Source organism: Methylomonas sp. MK1, from assembly GCF_000365425.1.
Classification (GTDB): domain Bacteria; phylum Pseudomonadota; class Gammaproteobacteria; order Methylococcales; family Methylomonadaceae; genus Methylomonas.
In genome coordinates, this window is the sequence record NZ_AQOV01000001.1 from 1,009,520 (window position 1) to 1,029,870 (window position 20,351).

Consider the following 20,351-nt stretch of genomic DNA (forward strand, 5'->3'; position numbering starts at 1 on the left):
CTCGATGAAGAAGGGTTTAGTCGGCTGCTACGCTGCGGCTCGAAGCTCTGATCTGCGCTTGCGGTTTTTCCGCACTGCCATACAGTAAATCGCTGATCGATTCGCTAATACGCGGCAAACCACCCATGTCGATTTGATACAAGCGGCTGTGATGAACGTTGGTACGGCCCAACTCTTCACGGACCGTGTCCATCAGTAATTTTGGGGTCAGTTGGTTGGGGTGAATGGCACGCACCAAGCCTTGCAGCGCCAGGCGCTCCGCACGTATCCATTGCTCTTGGGAAGGTTTGACGCGCGGCACCAAAATAGCGCGCTTGCGCAGGGTCAGTAATTCGCAGGTGGAGTTGTAACCGCCCATGCTCACCACCAAATCAGCGGCTTCCATACAAGCCATCATGTCGGTGTTAAACTCCTGAATCACCACATTTCGGCAACTGCGAGCCAAAACTTCAAGCTGATGGCGGCGGCTTTCCGACATTTCCGGGCCGCATATCATCAAGGTCATGGTGTTGTCGCCCAGATCCTGACGACTCAAGCCTTCCAGATAACTGTGCAGCAATTGGTAGCCGTCTTCGCCACCGCCGGCGGTGACCAGCACCAGACGCTCCTTGGTGCAACCGATTTGCTCGCGAATCTCACCGGCTTTTTTGTCGCTGCGTTCGCGGGCTATGTAGCCGCAGAAGTCGACTTTCTCGTGGCTGGCGTCGGGAAATTCGTATTCCTTGCGCATGTCGTAAATGTCAGGAGAACCGACTACCAATACCTTGTCGTAATGCGACTGGATGGCGTCGTGATAGCCGTTTTTCTTCCAGACCGGAATCGTGCTTTCCGGACTATCGAGGATGTCACGCAACAGCAAGACCAGTTTGGCGCGGTGACCACGACGTTGCATGAGATGCAGAGCGGCACCCAATTCGTCGCTGACGCCATAGGGCTTTTTGTCCACTAAAATCAAATCAGGATCGAAATCCAGCACCGCGCTAAGGATGATGTTGCTGCGCAGCTTGAGCAATTGTTCGTATTCCATATCCAGGAATTTCACCGAGTAGTCGCCTTTGACGTTGCGAGACAAACAAGGCAATTTGATGTAATCGATACGATCGGGGATACGGAAGGCATGCAGCATGGGCGAGCCGGACAGAATTAGTACCGAGACGTTCGGGTCGGCATCCACCAGGGATTTAGAAATTGCCAACATCCGGCGAATGTTACCCAGACCGAAGGTATCGTGAGAATACACAATGATTCTTTTAGATTGGTTGATAAGCGTCATGGCCCGGATTCCTTTTGCAGCATCGTTCACTATGCGGGCGCAAGCAGTTTCCAGTGTGGATGATCTGGCGCCCGGTTCAATTTCGGTAACCAGACAAAACCGTGGTTACGTGCAGCGTCTATTCCCGGGCAAACAAGCAAGGTTCATTCAAATCGTCATTTTCATCAAACTTTAATGTGGCAATGTTATCGGGCTTGCCCACAGGCCGCATTGATGGGGTTTCCATGCAGCATGTCTTACAGTCGCTCGAAATAGATTGAGGTTTCAGGAAACCGGGGTTTTGAACCGCTTCGGCAATTTTTCGCCAACGGTTTACGGGATGAGGGATTGGTATTCGATCTATTCTGCTTTGCTTCCAGATGGCGCAAGGGAATTAAGAGGTTTTTAAGCAAATAGGAGAACAATCCGCCGCGACTGAAACAATCCAACAAAGGAGGATATATGTTCAGGCTTATATTGATATTGTTAATCGGCGTGTTATGTTCCGGGACAGCTTTTGCGCATGGAGGTGATTGGGGACATGGCCACCATAGGCGGCATCATCACCATCATGGGCATGGTTACCGGCCCTATTTTAGGGGACATAGCCCAGCGAGAATGGGCTATTACCCGCCCCCGCCGCCCCGTTATTTTGGGCGGCCGCCGCTAGACTATTACGGCTATCCGCAACGGCCCATGCCGAGATATGACTACAGGGATCGCTGGTGATTATTAACCCGACACTTAAACTATGCCCTGCGAGTACAGAGGGAGAAGGAGATATTCTAATTCTTAGAAGTTCCTTTAAATGCCGTCGCTCCCGCGAAGGCGGGAGCCCAGCGGCTATGCTTGATTCAGTAAGCGGTCTAATGGCCCCAGCCTTCGCGGGAATGCAGAATCCAGCGAATTCAAGGGCCGGGTTAATTAGCGTTTGCCACGGTCAAAAACCCAGACCGCTATCCCCTATACGTCAGTATCGACGCGCGCCAAATCAGACCGCCACACCCTGCGCATCAAACAAGCCTTCGAATAAGGCCGAACTCAAATAGCGTTCGCCGGAGTCCGGAAGCACCACGACAATAGTCTTGCCAACATTTTCCGGTCGTTTTGCCACCCGCACCGCCACTGCAACTGCCGCACCGCAGGAAATGCCGGATAACAAGCCTTCTTCCCGCGCCAAACGCCGCGCATACTCAATCGCTTCGTCATTACTAACTTGCTCGATGGCATCAATCATGGACAAATCCAATACGTCGGGCACGAAACCGGCGCCTATGCCCTGAATTTTATGCGGTCCGGGTTGTATATCTTGGCCGCTACGATACTGACTTAACACCGGACTGGCTTCCGGCTCAACGGCAATGGAAACGATGGGCTTGCACTGCGTGAGTTTGATATAGCGCGACACGCCGGTAATGGTGCCGCCAGTACCGACACCGGAAACGAAAATATCGACCGCACCGTCGCTATCGTGCCAAATTTCCGGCCCGGTGGTTTGTTCGTGGATTTGCGGGTTGGCGGGGTTTTTAAACTGCTGCAACAGTACGTAGCGCTCCGGATCGGAAGCGACGATCTCTTCCGCCTTGGCTATAGCGCCTTTCATACCTTTTGCGCCCTCGGTCAGCACCAATTTCGCGCCGTATGCCACCAGCAATTTCCGGCGCTCGATACTCATCGTATCCGGCATGGTTAAAGTTAGCGGGATGCCACGCGCCGCAGCGACAAATGCCAGTGCAATGCCGGTATTGCCGCTGGTCGGCTCGATCAACTCCTTGCCAGGCCCAAGCAGGCCCCGTTGTTGCGCATCATTAATCATTGCCGCGCCGATGCGGCATTTCACCGAATATCCGGGGTTACGCCCTTCGACTTTAGCCAATAGGGTGACTTGAGCGCCGTCAGTAATGCGGTTAAGCCTAACCAGCGGAGTTTTGCCGATAGACTGCGAATTGTCGGGATACCAATATGCCATAACGTTTTCCTTCAAAATGGATAGTCGAAAAAAAGCCAGTGCGCATTGACCTACACTGGCTGTTTATGGGGTTGAATTAAGCTCACACAGCTAAATCAGAAAAACGTGCTGCTCACGCCCTGGATAGCCGTAGTACCACAGTTCCAAGATTGCGCCTGTTTGAAGATTTTTGCAACCAGCAGCCAGACCTATCGCGCATCCCAGGGATAACTGGTCATAAATCAAAGACAGTAAACACAAGCAGCAGGCAAGCATCGGTAGCCAAAGCGTTGCGTTACCGGAAGTTGTGATTGAAGGTTTGAGGATAGAACCTGAAAGCGCACACCGGTGAAGGCATGCGCGAAATCGGCAGAGTTTACTTTTTGGATGTTCTGATAATTGAAGTCAGATGACGACCGCATTGTGCGCAAATAAAGTTTCCAGTGGGTACGCCGGAGACATATTCTTTGGCCAAGGACGGGTGGTCACAGTGCTCGTCATTTCTACTTTTAGTCGATGTGTCTACTTTCTTTGCGTCCATAATCTTCCCCTTGCTTTACACATACTTACATGATTATTTAACAAATTTATTTACGTTAAAAGATAAGCAAAAAATATACACAGAGAACACAAGCTTATGTACTTAAAAGACTTTTAATTGCCGCAGACTAAACCAAGCAAAAGCCGAACGGTGATTTGTAAATTTTCTCGACTTAGCAATTTATGCTAACCATCGAATTTATCGATACAACAGCTATTTACCATTCTAATTTGACGAATTTGAGCGGCTAATATATTGAAATCGAAAAAATCAACTGAACCAGTTTGTTTGCTTGCAGAACAGGCCACTGTAAAAAATTTCGACAGCTGATAAAAGCCTGGTGTCTAGCCGGCTACAAGGGAATTTACCGGAGCGAATGCCATTTTTCAAGCCGCCTGACCGCGCCCCCATTTGGGAGAATATTCGGAAAAATAATTGACCTTGAACCAAACCAACAGGCACAAAAAAGGGGCTAACAAGCCCCTTTTCTACGATTGCGTTAAGCGGTCTATTTAACAGCTTCAGCAATTTTGTTAAACGCTTCAACCCGCTGTTTGCCGGTGTTGGCTAAATCGATGCCGTTCTCAACAATCATCTGAATCAGACCTGGAGTGCTGTAGACGATTTTACCCATGTAAGCGACCACTGGCACAGCAACAATCGCACCGAACAATGTACCTATACCTATCAAATGCAGCATTTTAGTAATCAGCACCACGATATCCAGTGGTAACAAAATCAAAGTACCGAAGTACAACAACACAATGAATGTGAACAGCGCGAACACCACAAACTGCAGCAGTCTTACCAATGCGACATTAAGGTTTTTCATGTTTATTTGTCTCGAATGAATGAAGAATCTTTTGCAAACACAGGCAACGGCCTTGATTTTCGTTACCTTTTCAGCCGTTAGCCAACTAGCGGCATTATAAAATAAAAGCCCTACCGTTTCTTGCTTTTTTGCCGTTTAACCGCGGCTTGGGCGCCTATTCATCCGACTGGAATTGATATTCCGGGGGTTTCTTTTCGATAAAAAACGGATGTAACAACGCTCCGGCAACGAAACCTCCGAGATGTGCCCACCAGGCCGAATCCACCGCGACGTTATCTAAAAAAGTTGCCGTAAACACATCACCGATTTGAATGATCACCCAAAACCCAAGAAAAGCTATCGCCGGCACATGGAAAAACAGCGGATAAAACAGGATGGGCACCAGTATCACCACGGTAGCTTGCGGGAAACGGAAGAAATACGCACCCAACACCCCGGCAATCGCGCCTGATGCACCTACCACCGGCACCGCCATCTTTGGGTAAAAATACCACTGCGCATAAGTTGCCAACAGCCCGCATAAGACATAAAACACCACAAAACGTTTATGTCCCATCAAGTCTTCGATGTTGTCCGCAAATATCCATAAAAACACCATGTTCATCAGCAAATGGCCGAAACCGCCGTGCAGGAACATATTGGTAAAAAATGACAGATAATAATCCGGCGGCAAGCCGAAACTATAAGCCCAATCAGGATTGGAATACCGAATCGGCACCATCCCGTACATGTAGACAAAGTGCTGGCCCATTTCATCGGGCATAAACAGCATCGCCACGTACACTGCAATACAGATAGCCATGATGCCCCACGTCACATAAGGCTTGGTGTTACACGGTATCGAATCTCGAATGGGTATCATCTTGGACTTCCTTCTATAGTGGGCACATGATTCAGAGGCTGATTAAAATTTTTCGTTCCAAGTCTTTTCCAGACGCTGTACAGAAACCGGAAAAGCGGTTTTCAATTGCTGTGCAAACAGCGACACTCGCAATTCTTCCAAACTCCAGCGGAAGGGTTCACGCTCGGGCATAGGCACCAACGTCTTCATTTGCTTCTCGACATGTTGCCAAAAACGTTGCGACAGTCTGTGCAGACCTTGGATATCCGCCGAATCCGGCTTTTGCTTATCCAGACGACACTCTATGGCTTTTAAATAACGCGGAATCGCTTGCATCTGCGCCAGCGGCGTAAACCGCAAAAAACCAGCAAATAGCAGTAAACTCAGCTGTTTTTCCAAGTCTTCTCTCAAACCTGGGTTAACGCCGGTCTGTTTCAATCGCTGTCTAACTGCTTGGTAGTTTGCCATGATTTCCGTTGCATGCTTGCCCACCTGAGTCCCAACCGTGACCAACATCGATTTTTTAGCCGCCAGCGCCGCGTCGAACTGCTGTTGACTGCGAATTGTGTTATCGGCGACGAACACACTATTAAAGATTAAGAATAGTAGGTCTTCCTTAAAATCGCCGCCCGGCCGCTCTTTCAACAACGGATGCTTGGGCAGTTGGTTATAGGCCAACTGCAAAGTAGCCTGGACGCCACTGTTTTTTAACAAATACTGCGCATCCTTACGGCATTGCAATTGAAACAACTTGGTTAAACCGTCGAAATGCGCCAGATCGGCCTTATATTGCGTGTCGAGTATCTTCACCCCCACCGTGTCGCCTTCATCGACAATCGCCGGAAAGCCAATGAAGGTCTGACCTTTTTGCATGAACTGCCAAGTCTCCGGCAAGTCATCAAACGCCCAGGCGATACAGCCGGTGTGGTTCATTTCCTCTTGCGCCAACTTATCGAAACTGTCGCCGGCCTTGGTCGCGTAATCGGCTTGCAACTTGGCCAGATTGCGGCCATAACCCAAGGCCCGGCCATGATCATCAACAATGCGAAAATTCATCTTCAAATGATCCGGCAACGCATCCGGCTGCCATTCATTCAAGGGTATCGACTCGCCGGTCAGTTTGCGCAAACGGCCACTCAACCACTCGAACAACGAGCCTTTAAAATCCGGTTCGATTTCCAGACAGGCCTTGGCGGTGTTCGGCACCGGCACGAAATGTTTACGTAGATGTTTGGGCAATGACTTGATCAAGGCCGTGACTTTTTCTTCCAGCATGCCCGGCACCAGCCAATCGAACGGCGCTTGGCGGATTTGATTGAGTTGATGCACCGGCACGATAGCGGTTACGCCATCCTCGTCATGCCCCGGCTCGAAGCGGTAATGCAATTCGATCGTCAAATCGCCGATTTTTTTACTGTCCGGAAAATCCCAATCGTTAAACTGATTCTCGTCGCTGCGCGTCAGATCCGCCTTGGTTAAAAACAGGATTTTCGGATTATCGCGTTCGACTTTCTTGCGCCACTGATCGAGGGTAATGCCGCTAACTACCTCAGCCGGCAGCTTTTTATCGTAAAACTGATACAGCCATTCCTCGTCTTCCACCAAATCGACGCGGCGGCCTTTGTGCTGAATGTAGCCCACCTCTTCCAGCAAGGCCTCGTTGGCCTTAAAGAACGGCGCGTTGCTGTGATAATCGTGATTGACCAGCGCATGGCGGATAAACATCTCCCGCGCGGCTTTAGGATCGACATTTTCGTAAGGTACTTTGCGCTTGGCCTGCAAGGTCAAACCGTACAACAGCGTGCGCTCGTAAACCCCGCTGCGCCCGGCGTTTTTCTCCCAATGCGGGTCGTAGTAATTGCGTTTGACCAGATGTTGGGCGCAGGCTTCTATCCATTCCGGCTCGATCTTGGCGACGGTACGTGCATAGACCTTGCTGGTTTCGACTTGTTCGGCGGCCATGATCCATTTTGGCTTGGCCTTGTGCTGGCCGGAACCCGGAAAGATGAAAAATTTCAAACCGCGCGCGCCCAGATATTCGTATTGCTCGTGTCTAAAACCGATATTCGATAACAAACCCGGCAACAACGCCATATGAATCTGTTCGTAATTGGCTGGATTGCCGCTGGTCTTCAAGCCCAAATCGCCGCGCGCCACCTGCATAATCTGGGTGTGGATGTCATGCCACTCACGCATGCGGATATAAGACAAGAAATTGTCCTGGCAATACTTGCGCAGCTTGCTGTTGGTCAGATGCTTCTTCTGTTCTTCAAAGGCATTCCACAGATTCAGCAAACTCAAAAAATCGGAGTCCTCGGCCTTGAACTGCGCATGCTTCGCTTCCGCCTGCGGCATTTTATCGGCGGGCTTATCACGCGGGTCCTGAATGCTTAATGCCGACACAATAATCGCCACCTCATGCAGCGAGCCCAGCTCAGCCGCCGCCAACAACATCCGCGCCAGCTTGGGATCAGTGGGGATCTTCGCCAACTGCCGACCGGTATCGGTCAACTGGCCGGCCTTGTCCAGGGCATCCACCTCAAACAGCGCATTCTTACCATCCCGGATCATCTTATCGTCCGGCGGCTCGACGAACGGAAAATCTTCGATATCGCCCAACTTCAAGGCCGCCATCTGCAAAATCACCGACGACAGATTGGTGCGCAGGATTTCCGGTTCGGTAAATTCCGGTCGCGCCAGATAATCTTCTTTCGAATACAGCCGGATGCAAATACCCTCAGCCACCCGCCCGCAGCGCCCTGCCCTTTGGTTGGCGCTGGCTTGAGAGATACGCTCGATAGGCAAGCGCTGAATTTTACTTTTATGGCTGTAACGGCTGATGCGGGCATGGCCCGAATCGATCACGCAGCGGATGCCCGGCACGGTCAACGAGGTTTCGGCGACGTTGGTAGCCAGCACGATACGCGGCTTGTTGCCGCTGGGCTTGAACACTCGTTCCTGCTCGCTGACACTGAGTTTGGAATACAGCGGCAACACCTCGTAGCGGGCATTATTGTGCGATTTGCGCAAGGATTCTGTGGTCTCGCGAATCTCATGCTCGCCGCTCAAAAAAATCAGAATATCGCCGCGCATATCCCGATACAACTCATCCACCGCATCCAGAATGGCTTGTTGCAAATCAGCGGAAGTTTCGTCGTCTTCCTCGATTAACTCGATGGGACGGTAGCGCACATCCACCGGATAGGTGCGACCGGAAACGTTGACGATGGGCGCATCATTAAAATGCTTAGCAAACCGCTCTGGGTCGATAGTCGCGGAGGTAATCACCACTTTTAAATCGGGCCGTTTTGGCAACAACCAGCGCAGATAGCCCATCAGAAAATCGATATTCAGGCTGCGCTCATGCGCCTCGTCGATGATGATGGTGTCGTATTGATTTAAATAGGGATCGTTTTGCGACTCGGCCAGCAGGATGCCGTCGGTCATCAGCTTAACCAGCGAATTAGGATGAGTTTGGTCGTGAAAGCGCACCTTATAACCCACCGCTTGGCCGATGGGCTGGCCCAGTTCCTCAGCGATGCGGTCAGCGACGGTGCGGGCGGCGATCCGGCGTGGCTGGGTGTGACCGATCAAACCGGTCAAGCCGCGACCAATCTCCAGACAAATCTTCGGCAACTGCGTAGTCTTGCCGGAACCGGTCTCGCCGCAGACGATGGTGACTTGATTATTGCGGATCAACTCGGCAATCTCGTCCTTCTTGCCGCTGACCGGCAAATCCGGGTAATTAATCACCGGCACCGACGCCCGGCGCTGATTGCACCGCCCCACCGAACGCTCGATCTTATCCGCCAGTTGCTGTATGTGCCCTGCCACATCCTTGCCCTTACTCACCTCGCTACGCAAGCGGTCCAGTTGCCGCTTCAAACCGTGGCGGTCAGTGCCCATGCAGTTTTGGAGATTTTTGGCGAGTTGTTTCAGGGTGTCTTGGACGGACATGGGGCGGAGAATCTGGTAAAAGCCCGGCATTATAAGGGCAGAGGGGGCTGGTTTACATTTGACTTGCGAGAATTAACCTGGCTCCGGGCCGTCAAGTTTTGCCACATAGTCTTGCATACCGCTCACAAAGCACTCGGCTTGGGCGACGGCATCCGCAGCTTGTTTGAGATCAATCGCATCGCCAGTGTAATCGGCCAACAAACGAATTTCTTGGACACGATTCAGTGACCGTCCAAGTTCTACCGCTATCAAGCCCGGCTTAACCAAATGCAAACTGAACAGCGTGATCAGGCCGTTATGCGTGCGACAAGCCTCGGCGGGAATCATTCGGCCACTGACCGACAAAGCCGCTTGCGCGGATTCGAACATCGCATAATACGCCCGGTTGCAAGCACCCTCACTATCGCCATCGGCCAGCAGCAAGCGCGCCGATGCTAACGCCCGTTCGGCTTTTTGCAACCATTCCCAGGCATTCATAACGGCACACCGTCGCGTTTAACATTTTCCAATAAGCGCGGATGCGCAGAGCTTTCCGGGCAATCCCATTCGGATTGCCAGATAGGCAAGGGCTGGATCAACACCCCGGTTTCCAGCAATACATCGTAAGCTATGTCCGCCAAAGCCAGTTTGGTTTCCAAGAACGGACCGGGCGCACCGGATAACAATACCGCCACGTCGGTGTCGCTTTGCGCCTGATAATCCCCACGCGCCCGGCTGCCGAACAGTAACGCTCCGACTAAACGGAAGCGGCCAGCCGTTCGACTGGTAAATAGCCGCGCAGCCGCTAGGGTGTTAGGGTCGATTGGACGTGGGGGCATAGGTAAAGGTAATGCGCTGGAAAACCAAGCCGTATCTTACTATTAGCCCATGCCTAACGAATCGATATTTTCGCTTAATGTTGGCTACTCCCCTAACATATACTCGCCGCTACGCCCCGCTAAGTTCGACAAGCTGGATCACAGCCCGGCGCAGTTCCGCTACGCGCTTATCCTTTGGTCAACGTCCGGCATGCAAAGTTTAAGCGGGTTTGTATCGGAATGAGCGGGGATTTTGATCGGAATTCGCACAGTGCCGGCTCAGAAAAATCCACCCGTCGCCTGAACCAGCCGAGATTGAATTCAATAAATTGCATATTTCCTCTTATCAGCCAACGATTCCGATAAGATTACGCCATTAGCGAATGACGGCTTTTGGAAGTAGCAAATCGTCGCAATCACCCCATCGTAGACAACTAACAGGGTTTATCCAATGACCGTATGTGAGCTAATTGCCCACTGTAGGATAGGTAGAGCGACACGAAACCCATCAAACGAAACGCTGATAAAACGGATATGACAGAATATCGCCGACATCGCCTCAAAGGCGATTGTTATTTCCTCACAGTCAATTTGGCGGAACGAAATCGGACATTGCTGACTGATAAGATTGAACTGCTTCGCGAGTCTTTTCGTAACGTGAAGGATTAACACCCGTTTACTACTGACGCGATTGTTGTTTTACCGGAGCATCTCCATACCATTTAGACGTTGCCGGAAGGTGACGATGATTTCAGTTGCCGCTGGCGGCTAATTAAGACCCGCTTTACTGGACAGATCGAAAAAGGTGAACGAATATCCAAAAGCCGCCAACGCAAACAGGAACGCGGTATTTACCCAACGGGCACAAATGGCAAAGACGATTTTGGGAGCACCGAATTAGAAACGAGGACGACTTCGTCAAACATGTCGACTACATTCATTACAATCCAGTAAAACACGGCTATGTCCGTTGCGTTGCCGATTGGCAGTATTCTTCATTTCATGATTTCGTCAAACGCGGCATTCTCCCGCCAAATTGGGCGTGTGATAGGCATCCTGAAATGGATTTGGGATAAGCTATGATAATTTCAATGGGTTTCGGCTAGCGCCTCTACCCATCCTACGAGCTAAGGAATATTGATGCTTGAAAAAATGATACAAAGAGCAAGTAAAGGGATCGATGGGATTGTCGATGAGTTGGTCAAAACTGCGACAGAAAAGTTGAAAGAAAAGATTTCGGAAGCATTCTCTATCCATAAACTCGAGACATTGAAAGAAAATATCGGGAGGGTTGGAAAAATAAAAACCATACTCGATCCTGATTCAATAATTGACCTAGAAAAGATATTTTTTGAAAAAGCCATAACGTTTAGAAATCAAATAATAGTTAGAACGGTAAATTATTTTTCGTCTACGCATGTTTTAATAGAGGGTGGGCCTGGGCAGGGAAAGTCCCTATATATGCGCTGGTTATGCATAAATGAAGGAGCAGCTTGTACTCACATTCCTATTTTTATCGAATTTCGAAACCTTGGTTATAAAGAATCACTAAAGAAAGAACTGTTTCGAGCGATGAAAGATTTTGGAGTGAATCTTAGTGATGATCTCTTTGACTTTCTTGCCAAGTCAAAAAAAATAGTATTCATCCTTGATGGATTTGATGAAATTCCAAACTCTGAAAGACTTAGAATTGCAAGAGAGCTAGAAACAATTGCAAGAACCTATCCAGACCTAAGGATTATTGTTTCTTCTAGACCAGACTCTGGAATGGGAGCATCTGTTTATTTTCAAAAATACATTATTGAAACCCTGTCGAAAAGTGATCAATTGGATTTTGTAAGTCATTTATACAAAAATGGAGAACAAGCGCAAGCGATCAATAATATATTAGATGAAAATTCCTTTCTTACAGAGGTCACGAATACACCTCTACTGTTAACTCTATTTACTATAACGTACAACGCAAGACAGTTTAAACCCGATAGCCTAGCCGAATTTTACAGTATAATTTTTCCTACGATGCTATACAGGCATGACAGGCTCAAAATCGGTTTTGAGCGGGAAAGGAAAGCAGGACTCACCGACTATCAAATGCAGCGCATCTTCGAGGCTTTAAGTTTTGTTTCACTAAAGAACAACAGTACTAGGTTCTCTGCGCAAAATTTTAGATCATTTCTTGAAAAAACGGCACAGCTCGAAAGAATTGGTGAAAACAAAGAGGATTTGTTAATCGATGATATTACAAACATAACTGCATTAATAGTTAGAGATGGTTTCGACCACTATTCTTTTTCGCATAAGAGTATACAAGAGTATTTTTCTGCAGTTTTTTTAACTAGGCAGAGTGATGAAAGAAAAGCGAGTTTCTATCAACTGATTATCAAAGATTTTAACGAGTATAGAAAATGGCAAAATTCATTAGCTTTCCTTGGCACTATTGACGAAAAAAACTATACAAAATTTTTCCTTATTCCGTTTAAACGCAATGCCTTAAGTCTTGATGCTAACAATCAAGTAAACATTACTTACAAAGCCCTATTAGACATAATAGGAGTTGACTCCAAAACAAAAGTAACAGAAGATGGAAATATTGTTAAACTGTTTTGGGGAGATACCCCTTATGCAGTAATACACAGAGATTATTCGGAATTCACAAGAAATGTCGTGACTAAATTTCTAGAAGGGAAAAAGCCTGCAATTGCAGATTTCATTAATTTTTGCGGAGTTGATGAATATGAAAGATACCAACACAGTAGCCGTAATTTTATATTTGAAATAGATGCTTTTATTGCGAGCAGTAACCTTCAAGAGGAATTATGTAGGTGTGTTTCTAATAAATTTGAAGCAACTCAATTTAAAACAGAGTTGATTAATGCCGAAAAAAGCCTGATTGCTGCAGAAGAGGTCGCAGATAGCATACTGCAATTTTAAAAAATTACTGTATTCGGAAAATATATCAGATTACGACCCTAGATTTCTGGTTAGCTAAGTGTTAATCGACCAATGTCCGACAGTAACCGGCCATTCAAAAATCCACCCTGATAGATAGGTCTTTGCCGATCGCAAGCCAAAGCAGAAATCAAAATTAACCGAAGCCCGTCAATTCGTAGCAAACAAATTCACGCGCTTCTCCAAATATGGCCTACGCTTTTGTTCTGCGGACCACACCCCATCATCCGCTGTATCAGCCACGCTAAAAGGAGATAAACATGAGCCAACATCTAATTTCTTTAAGCCTTTCCGACAATGATCTGACCGACATAGACGCTGCGCTAAAGACCTTGGAAGACCGCTTCGCCGGCTTCCTGGTTTTAACCCCGGATGAGCGCCGCACCATCCTGAAGATGGGTGATAAAACCGAAGCTTTCTGCCGCCAGACGCTGACGGTGGCCACCCAAAACACTCATGCCATTCCGCCCGGTCTCGATGTCGTCGAAGCACAAGCCGATTTGGTGACTCTCGATAAACTCCGCCCTCGCCTACATCGCCTGCGCGATTTATTGAGCCGAGGCGAAGATACCGACATGGCGCTGGGCAGCGATATTTATAGTTTTAGCCTGGATGCTTATGCCTCGTTGAAAATCGCCGGTAAGGGCGCAGGCTTGGAAACGCTGCGGCAGGCGATGTCTGTGCGATTTAACCGCGGCGCCAAGGCAAAAACCCAAGCCACCCAACCCGCCAGCTAAGCACTATAAGCAAAATGGCTCCCTGGCAAGGCTTTCCGGCTTGCCAGCTAACCTCCATCCAACGGCGGATTAGATGAAAGGATAACTCGCAAGCCTTTTTGCAATAGCCGCGAGCTTAAAAGAGCTGCTCGCCATTCTAAATGCCTTGCCCGCAACGTAAATAGCCTTGCGGGCAAGGCTATTTGCCATAAGCGCTAGCCTAAATGGCTTATGCGCAAGGCCAAGATCCTAAACCGCAAGCCTCAACGGCTTGCACGCAAGCCAAATAGGTTGCCCGCATTAAACAAATGCCTTGCGTGATTTGTTCAACAACTTGCGCACGGTTCCGCGAAGCTTGCGGGAATGGCAATCAGCCTCGTCGTCAAAGCAAATACCGCCCTTCTTGCGGCTGACCGGCTAATCTGGGTACATAGTCTCCGGCACCGAATCATGGCGCTAATTGCGAGGCACGGAAAAGCGCTAGGTCATATCCGTCATATCCACACTCCTACTCGCCGCGTTGAGAAAGCGTTCCAACTGCCGCTTTAAGGCTTGACGCTAGTTGCCTATGCAATTTTGGAGATTTTTGCTGTGTTGTTTAAGCGTGTCTTGAGCGCAAATGGGCGGGGAATAACTTGAACAAACAAGCGCCGTAAGGATTGAAATAGCAGTTTTACATTGGCTTGTCAGTTTTAACCTATTTGTGGCTTTGGTTATTCGAAGCAATCCTGGAATGGCAGCACGGTTTCCGTCCGAGCAAAAATCACCCGCTATTTGCTGAACGTACAAATACTCAAGTAAGACTTGTCCGTTTCCTTGACTATCTATTGGTTCAGAGCGCCGCTGAATCCGATGAGGCATTTGCGAGTAGCTGGATAAGAATAATGAAAAGCATTTTATATCGAATCGATATTAGTATAGAATTTTACTGAGTCCGTAGAGGCGTTTTCACCCCAAGGGGAACGGTTTCGCGGATCTCTGACGATGACGGATGTAAATCCGTCATCCCGGCATATTTGCCATGACCTTGTCGGGCAATTCCCACGGTCAAACCGTCAGGGATTGACATGTGTATGCACAGCTTTCCATATGGCCGCTTGTTTTATGGCATGAGCCAATTTTTATTTTTTTCACCCAGGAGTTTTTGATGGAAATCCACGTTTACGATACCTATGTTAAAGCCCGCGATAACCACATCATGCACTTTGATGTATTCACCGCCAGCAAAGACAGTGAGCAAGCTATTCGGTATGCCAAGCGGTGGTTGACGTCAATCGGCGAAACCGACGCGGTGGTATCCAGCAAGGAATGTCGTTTTTGCCACACTCAACAAGCGCCGGTTGACGTGATTGAAACCATAAATCGGCAGGGTTACTTCATTTATAAAATGGAAGGGTGTCCTTCTTAGCCTCTACTAATGGGTGAGAACACCAGATCCGCTTGACTTGAAGCGATTTTGCGATGCCACAGGTTTTCTCCAGTTTGCTGCGAAAACCTGTTGGACGCTAAGGGATAAGAGCTTACAAATGTCACTTCTCTAATAAACTGTTCCCACGATTTTTTAGCCAATCAGCCGATCTTTTCGAGTATCTTGGATAGATTCCTGTCAAAAAAAACGCCAGAATAAAAATCAAACTAGGCTGAATATCCGTAATCTATTGTAAAATAGCCGCATTTCCATTTCCGCGTTAACCTTCCACTGGTACGCACCAAGCCGAGCCCAGTCCTCATTAATGTCAACATCATCCCTCAGACAAGACTCTGGATGCGCGCGCTAATCGCACTCAGTATTTTACTGGTGCCCTTGGCCACAGCACAGGCGCTCGACAAGGCCCCGGAAGATTTAACCGAACTCTCTATCGAGCAGTTGCTGAATGTGGAAATCATCAGCGCCTCCAGGCTCGGTCAAAAAGCCAGTCAAGCCCCTAGTTCGGTTTCGATTTTAACGGCAAACGACATTCGCACGTTCGGCTGGCGCACGTTGGCGGAGGCGCTGAACAGCATGCGCGGCTTGTTTACCAGCAATGATCGCAACTATAGTTTCGTCGGCGTGCGCGGCTTCATTCAGTCCGGCGACTATAACTCCCGCGTGTTGTTCATGATCGACGGCCAACGCATGAACGAAAATATCTTCGACTCCGGCAATATCGGCCAGGAATTCATGCTGGATATGGATTTGGTTGAGCGCATCGAATTTATCCCCGGCTCCGGTTCCACTATTTACGGTGCCAACGCGTTTTTGGGCTTGATCAACGTCGTGACCAAGAAAGGTAAAGCTGTGAACGGCGCGCAAATGACCGGCGAAGTGGGTAGTTTCGACACCTATAAAGGCCGTGTCAGTTATGGCAAGCAATTCGATAACGGCACCGATGTGCTGGTGTCGGCATCACATTACGATAGCCAGGGTGTGGAAGATTTATATTTCCCGGCTTTCGACGACCCAAGTACCAATAACGGTATCGCACATAACATGGATACCGAGCGGGCTGACCGCTTGTTCGGACGCATGCAGTTCGAAGAATTCACCCTCAGCGGCGGTTTTGTCGATCGATACAAACGGGTGCCGACCGCGGCTTTCGGCGCCGTTTTCAACGATCCCACCTCGCATACTTACGACAGACAATTTTTCACCAATCTGAAATATGAAAAAGCCTTGAACGCGAAGACCTCGTTCATGGCTAAGGGTTTTTATCAGGGCTACGATTACATGGCCGAGGACCCATTTAATGACTTCGGTAATTACGTTTATCACGACCAAACCAGCGGCCGCTGGTGGGGCGGCGAAGCGCAACTAACCACTAGCGTATTCGACGGACATAGACTACTTTTCGGCTTGGAATATCAATACGACCAAACCCAACGCCAATTCGGCTATGTTACCGAGCCTTATCAGATTTACCAAGATAGCGACCTCAGCGGCCACCGCGTCGAACTCTACGCTCAAGACGACATCCAGTTACTGGACAATTTGGTTTTCAGTGCCGGGCTGCGCTTAGATCAGACTCACATGCTCAAACGCCTGCAACTCAATCCGCGTCTGGGCTTGATATGGAACCCTCTGGAGAACACCACCTTCAAGCTCTTGTACAGCTCGACATTTCGTGCCCCGCATGCCTGGAATCTGGATTACAACAAATACTATTACGGTGTCAGCCCTGAGCTGCGTGAAGAGCAAATCAGAAGCTACGAAGCGATTACAGAATGGCATTCGAATGCCGGGCTGAAACTGTTGGTTTCCTTGTTTTACAACGATATTACCGAGTTACTGAAAGCCAATCCCGATACGGCGCTGTTGGATAACGTCGGCAAATACCATGCTTACGGCGCGGAATGGGAAGCGGAAAAACGTTGGGACAGCGGCAGAATGTTCAAGGCCTCGTACACCTACAGCTTATTTACCAACGAAGGCAGACACGGGGTGTGGGCACCCGGTTCGCCGCAAAATATTTTCAAATTACACTATGCTGAGCCTTTGTTCGACGATTTTGTCCGACTCGGTATCGAGAATATTTACATTGGCGACCGCAAGACATTCCAGGGCGGCGAAGTCGATGCCTACAATTTGGTCAATCTGAATTTGAGCACGGATCGTTTACTGCGTGGTCTGGACGTGTCCTTTGGGGTTTATAACCTGTTCGACAGCCATTATGAAATGCTGATCAACAGCGACCGTTTCGACCTGTTACAAATGAACGGCAGGGAATTTCGCTTGAAACTACAGTTGACGTTTTAGAAGGGCCGATCATATGAAAAAGGCGTTTTATCGACCGAAAGCTTGGGCCATTGGCCTGGGAGCACTTTTGTGTTTGGGACAACCCTCCTCACACGCCGCCAATCAAGAGCCTGAACGCGACAATTTACCGGATTTGACCGGCCTCAGCGTCGAGCAATTAATGAATCTCGATGTGACCTCGGTGATGAAAGTCCCCACCGATGTCAAACACGTACCCGCCGCCCTATTCGTACTGAGCAGCGACGAAATCCGCCGTACCGGCGCCACCACTATTCCGGAAGCGTTGCGCGTGGTGCCGGGCATGCATGTCGCTAAAGTTGACGGCAATAAATGGGCCGTATCGATGCGCGGCTTCAGTAGCCAGTTTGTCAACAAATTACTGGTTTTGGTAGATGGCCGCAGCGTTTATAACCCGCTATTTTCCGGGGTATGGTGGGATCAACAAGATGTGATGATGGAAGACATCGAGCGTATCGAGGTCATCCGCGGCCCCGGCGCCAGCTTGTGGGGCGCCAATGCGGTCAACGGCGTCATCAACATCATTACCAAATCGGCTAAAGACACGCAAGGTGGTTTGGTATCGAGTCATGTCGGTACCCAACGCTACGGCGGTGGCCTGCGCTACGGCGCCGATTTGGGCGGCGACGCCTATCTAAAAGTCTACGGCCGCTACGCTAACTACAGCGACTCAAAAACCCTGGGCAGCAGCGCTAAGGCCGGCGACGAAGGCGAGATGAGCAAAATCGGCTTCCGTTACGATAAAGCCATCGACTTTACCAATAAACTAAGTCTGCAAGGCGATGCGTTTCTCGGCGAGAGCAATGGCGCACTGCAACAATTCCCCTCGCTGACATCCCAGCTGACGCCGGTGCTCGCGCCGCCCTACTCGCGCACCTTACCCACCGATCAATTATTCTCCGGCCACTACATTCAAGGGCGCTGGGAACAACATCAAAGCACGGACTCCAATACCGTCTTGCGCATGTATTGGGACAGACACAGCCGCAAATCGCCCTACCTGGATTCCGAATATCAAATCGACAATATCGACGTCGATTTTCAGCATAACTACAAACTAAATGATAGCCATATGTTGGTTTGGGGCGCTGGCGTCCGATATAACCTGAATAACTTTCAGGATAGCCCGCAAATCTCGATGAATGCCAACAATCGAACCGACCGTATCTACAGCCTGTTTGCACAGGACGATATTACTTTGGTACCTGAGCGTTGGCATTTGACCTTGGGCAGTAAGCTGGAACACAACCCGGTCACACAATTCGAAGTGCAGCCGAACGCGCGCTTGCTGTGGACGCCCGACGAACAGCATTCGTTCTGGGGTTCGGTATCCCGCTCGGTACGCACGCCCAATTGGGTCGAGCAGAATATTTCCTACGGTCTGCAAACCCAGCCATACACGATACGCGGCAATACCGTGCCTGTACTGCGCAGTCTAAACGGCAACCCCGATTTAACCGCCGAGAAAATGCTCGGCTTCGAACTGGGCTGGCGCGGCCAAATCAGTCGCCAATTGAGCACTGATATAGCCTTGTATCATTACAGCTACGACGATTACGTCAGTTTGACGCCTAACATCCAAAGGTTCGCCGGCTACTTGCTACAGACCCTGGATTACAACAACTACGGGCATGTGCAAGTCTACGGTGGGGAAATCAGTCTGGATTGGCAAGCGACTGAAGATTGGAAACTGCGCGCCACTTATAGCCACGAAGAAGAACGCTTTCGCCTATCCCCGCTGGCACCGACAAACACTAGCCTTATATCGGGAGACAGCTACCCGGCCCACAAAGCCATGCTCTGGTCTATGTACCAATTCTCCCCACAACTCAAGCTGGATCTGAATTGGCGCTATTCCGACGCGACCGGTCTAAACGGCGATCAGTCCAGAGCCTATCAGGACCTGGATGCACGTTTGGGATGGGATTTGGGCGCGGGCGTGGAACTGGCGCTAGTGGGCCGAAATTTGCTCAATAGCAGTCATTTCGAATACGGCTCGGATATGTTTTCCACCGCCACAGCCGTGCAACGCGAGGTATACGGCACCTTGCGCTGGGACTTTTAAGCGGCCCGACACTATGCATACCGCAAAGAACAGGTGTCGAATATGAAGCGAATCTTGCGCCATCGTTATGCAAGATTGTGCGGATCGTGCCGAAATTGCGGCTGCGATGCGTCGTGCCGGCGCCCTGCGGAAAAACCAAGATTCGCGCCTATCGCGCTACTCAGCAAAATGCTGTTGCTACCCTTACTGCTTAGCAGCCATTTATGCCAAGCCGAAGCCGCCAGCGAAGCAGCGGTGAAAGTGGCGTTTTTATACAATTTCTTTAAGTTTATCGAATGGCCGGAGTCGGCAACCGCGCCGAATCGTTATACCTTGTGCCTGAGCAGTCATACCGATTTCGGCGACCATTTGTTGATGTTGGAAGGCAAAACGGTGAACGGCAAGCCCTTGGACATCATCCGCAATATAGCAGCCAAAGATTTGAAGTCCTGCCATCTGATCTTTATCGATACCGCCGACAATCCGGGCGATTATGCACGCGAATTAAAAGGCTCGCCGGTGGTCAGCGTCAGCGACAAATCAGGGTTTATCAACCAGGGCGGCACCATAGGTTTGATCCAGGACGGCAATCGGCTCAGTTTCGAGATTAACTTAGAAACCGCCAATGCCGGCAACACGCGAATCAGCGCCCAGCTGCTGAAACTGGCTAAAAACATTTTGGCCGGTAAATAAGCCCGCATGCAGACGACATCTCAACGCCAC

14 protein-coding genes and 1 pseudogene are annotated in these 20,351 nt (G+C 49.5%); 8 read left to right on the forward strand and 7 right to left on the reverse strand.

The genetic code is table 11. The features are described 5' to 3' along the window. Positions 1 to 16: 16 nt before the first annotated feature. Complete coding sequence (locus G006_RS0104700; protein WP_020482009.1) at positions 17 to 1,273, reverse strand: glycosyltransferase family protein; 1,257 nt, start codon at positions 1,271 to 1,273, stop codon at positions 17 to 19. A gap of 520 nt (positions 1,274 to 1,793) precedes the next feature. On the opposite strand from G006_RS0104700, the gene G006_RS29315 reads away from it, so the two are divergent. Beyond that, the gene (locus G006_RS29315; RefSeq protein WP_268743564.1) at positions 1,794 to 1,922 is read left to right on the forward strand and encodes a hypothetical protein; all 129 of its coding nucleotides are present in this window, start codon (positions 1,794 to 1,796) and stop codon (positions 1,920 to 1,922) included. A 321-nt stretch (positions 1,923 to 2,243) separates the two neighbouring features. Here G006_RS29315 and cysK read toward each other — a convergent pair whose 3' ends face one another. From cysK to G006_RS0104740, 6 genes are all read right to left on the reverse strand, one after another. Further along, positions 2,244 to 3,221, reverse strand: coding sequence for a cysteine synthase A (gene cysK / locus G006_RS0104715; protein ID WP_020482012.1), 978 nt, complete (start codon positions 3,219 to 3,221; stop codon positions 2,244 to 2,246). Between the two features lie 1,028 nt (positions 3,222 to 4,249). Continuing rightward, positions 4,250 to 4,573 (reverse strand): hypothetical protein, encoded by a 324-nt coding sequence (locus G006_RS0104720; protein ID WP_020482013.1) that lies wholly within the window; start codon positions 4,571 to 4,573, stop codon positions 4,250 to 4,252. 154 nt (positions 4,574 to 4,727) lie between these two features. Beyond that, complete coding sequence (locus tag G006_RS0104725; protein ID WP_026146844.1) at positions 4,728 to 5,435, reverse strand: rhomboid family intramembrane serine protease; 708 nt, start codon at positions 5,433 to 5,435, stop codon at positions 4,728 to 4,730. Between the two features lie 42 nt (positions 5,436 to 5,477). Further along, positions 5,478 to 9,371 carry an ATP-dependent RNA helicase HrpA gene (gene hrpA, locus G006_RS0104730; RefSeq protein ID WP_026146845.1) on the reverse strand — a complete coding sequence of 1,298 codons (3,894 nt, stop codon included), beginning with the start codon at positions 9,369 to 9,371 and terminating at the stop codon, positions 5,478 to 5,480. A 72-nt stretch (positions 9,372 to 9,443) separates the two neighbouring features. Next, the gene (locus G006_RS0104735; protein ID WP_020482016.1) at positions 9,444 to 9,848 is read right to left on the reverse strand and encodes a HEPN domain-containing protein; all 405 of its coding nucleotides are present in this window, start codon (positions 9,846 to 9,848) and stop codon (positions 9,444 to 9,446) included. Continuing rightward, positions 9,845 to 10,189, reverse strand: a complete 345-nt coding sequence (locus tag G006_RS0104740; protein WP_020482017.1) for a nucleotidyltransferase family protein — start codon at positions 10,187 to 10,189, stop codon at positions 9,845 to 9,847. Before G006_RS0104740 ends, G006_RS0104735 begins: the two co-directional genes overlap by 4 nt. A 513-nt stretch (positions 10,190 to 10,702) precedes the next feature. Between G006_RS0104740 and G006_RS29495 the strand changes: the two are divergent. The 7 genes and pseudogenes from G006_RS29495 to G006_RS0104770 all read left to right on the forward strand — a co-directional run bounded on the left by G006_RS29495 (position 10,703) and on the right by G006_RS0104770 (position 20,321). Further along, positions 10,703 to 11,244 (forward strand): annotated as a pseudogene (locus tag G006_RS29495) (REP-associated tyrosine transposase). Between the two features lie 64 nt (positions 11,245 to 11,308). Next, positions 11,309 to 13,099, forward strand: a complete 1,791-nt coding sequence (locus tag G006_RS0104745) for an NACHT domain-containing protein (RefSeq protein WP_020482018.1) — start codon at positions 11,309 to 11,311, stop codon at positions 13,097 to 13,099. 278 nt (positions 13,100 to 13,377) lie between these two features. Next, complete coding sequence (locus G006_RS0104750) at positions 13,378 to 13,854, forward strand: hypothetical protein (protein ID WP_020482019.1); 477 nt, start codon at positions 13,378 to 13,380, stop codon at positions 13,852 to 13,854. 1,126 nt (positions 13,855 to 14,980) lie between these two features. Then, a complete protein-coding gene (locus tag G006_RS0104755; protein WP_026146846.1) occupies positions 14,981 to 15,241 on the forward strand; it encodes a DUF2024 family protein in 261 nt (86 codons plus the stop codon). Between the two features lie 357 nt (positions 15,242 to 15,598). After that, the gene (locus G006_RS0104760; RefSeq protein WP_020482021.1) at positions 15,599 to 17,566 is read left to right on the forward strand and encodes a TonB-dependent receptor plug domain-containing protein; all 1,968 of its coding nucleotides are present in this window, start codon (positions 15,599 to 15,601) and stop codon (positions 17,564 to 17,566) included. A 13-nt stretch (positions 17,567 to 17,579) separates the two neighbouring features. Then, entirely contained in the window at positions 17,580 to 19,649 is a 2,070-nt protein-coding gene (locus tag G006_RS0104765; RefSeq protein ID WP_020482022.1) for a TonB-dependent receptor plug domain-containing protein, read from the forward strand. 42 nt (positions 19,650 to 19,691) lie between these two features. Further along, the gene (locus G006_RS0104770; RefSeq protein WP_152428803.1) at positions 19,692 to 20,321 is read left to right on the forward strand and encodes a YfiR family protein; all 630 of its coding nucleotides are present in this window, start codon (positions 19,692 to 19,694) and stop codon (positions 20,319 to 20,321) included. The last annotated feature ends 30 nt before the right edge of the window (positions 20,322 to 20,351 follow it).

Excerpts from the sequence above, each read along its gene's own strand:
- G006_RS0104755 (WP_026146846.1), top strand. The coding sequence starts at position 14,981 with ATGGAAATCCACGTTTACGATACCTATGTTAAAGCCCGCGATAACCAC.
- cysK (WP_020482012.1), bottom strand. The coding sequence starts at position 3,221 with ATGGCATATTGGTATCCCGACAATTCGCAGTCTATCGGCAAAACTCCG.
- G006_RS0104765 (WP_020482022.1), top strand. The coding sequence starts at position 17,580 with ATGAAAAAGGCGTTTTATCGACCGAAAGCTTGGGCCATTGGCCTGGGA.
- G006_RS0104745 (WP_020482018.1), top strand. The coding sequence starts at position 11,309 with ATGCTTGAAAAAATGATACAAAGAGCAAGTAAAGGGATCGATGGGATT.
- G006_RS0104720 (WP_020482013.1), bottom strand. The coding sequence starts at position 4,573 with ATGAAAAACCTTAATGTCGCATTGGTAAGACTGCTGCAGTTTGTGGTG.
- G006_RS0104770 (WP_152428803.1), top strand. The coding sequence starts at position 19,692 with ATGAAGCGAATCTTGCGCCATCGTTATGCAAGATTGTGCGGATCGTGC.
- G006_RS0104740 (WP_020482017.1), bottom strand. The coding sequence starts at position 10,189 with ATGCCCCCACGTCCAATCGACCCTAACACCCTAGCGGCTGCGCGGCTA.
- G006_RS29315 (WP_268743564.1), top strand. The coding sequence starts at position 1,794 with ATGGCCACCATAGGCGGCATCATCACCATCATGGGCATGGTTACCGGC.
- G006_RS0104725 (WP_026146844.1), bottom strand. The coding sequence starts at position 5,435 with ATGATACCCATTCGAGATTCGATACCGTGTAACACCAAGCCTTATGTG.
- G006_RS0104700 (WP_020482009.1), bottom strand. The coding sequence starts at position 1,273 with ATGACGCTTATCAACCAATCTAAAAGAATCATTGTGTATTCTCACGAT.
- G006_RS0104760 (WP_020482021.1), top strand. The coding sequence starts at position 15,599 with ATGCGCGCGCTAATCGCACTCAGTATTTTACTGGTGCCCTTGGCCACA.
- G006_RS0104735 (WP_020482016.1), bottom strand. The coding sequence starts at position 9,848 with ATGAATGCCTGGGAATGGTTGCAAAAAGCCGAACGGGCGTTAGCATCG.
- hrpA (WP_026146845.1), bottom strand. The coding sequence starts at position 9,371 with ATGTCCGTCCAAGACACCCTGAAACAACTCGCCAAAAATCTCCAAAAC.
- G006_RS0104750 (WP_020482019.1), top strand. The coding sequence starts at position 13,378 with ATGAGCCAACATCTAATTTCTTTAAGCCTTTCCGACAATGATCTGACC.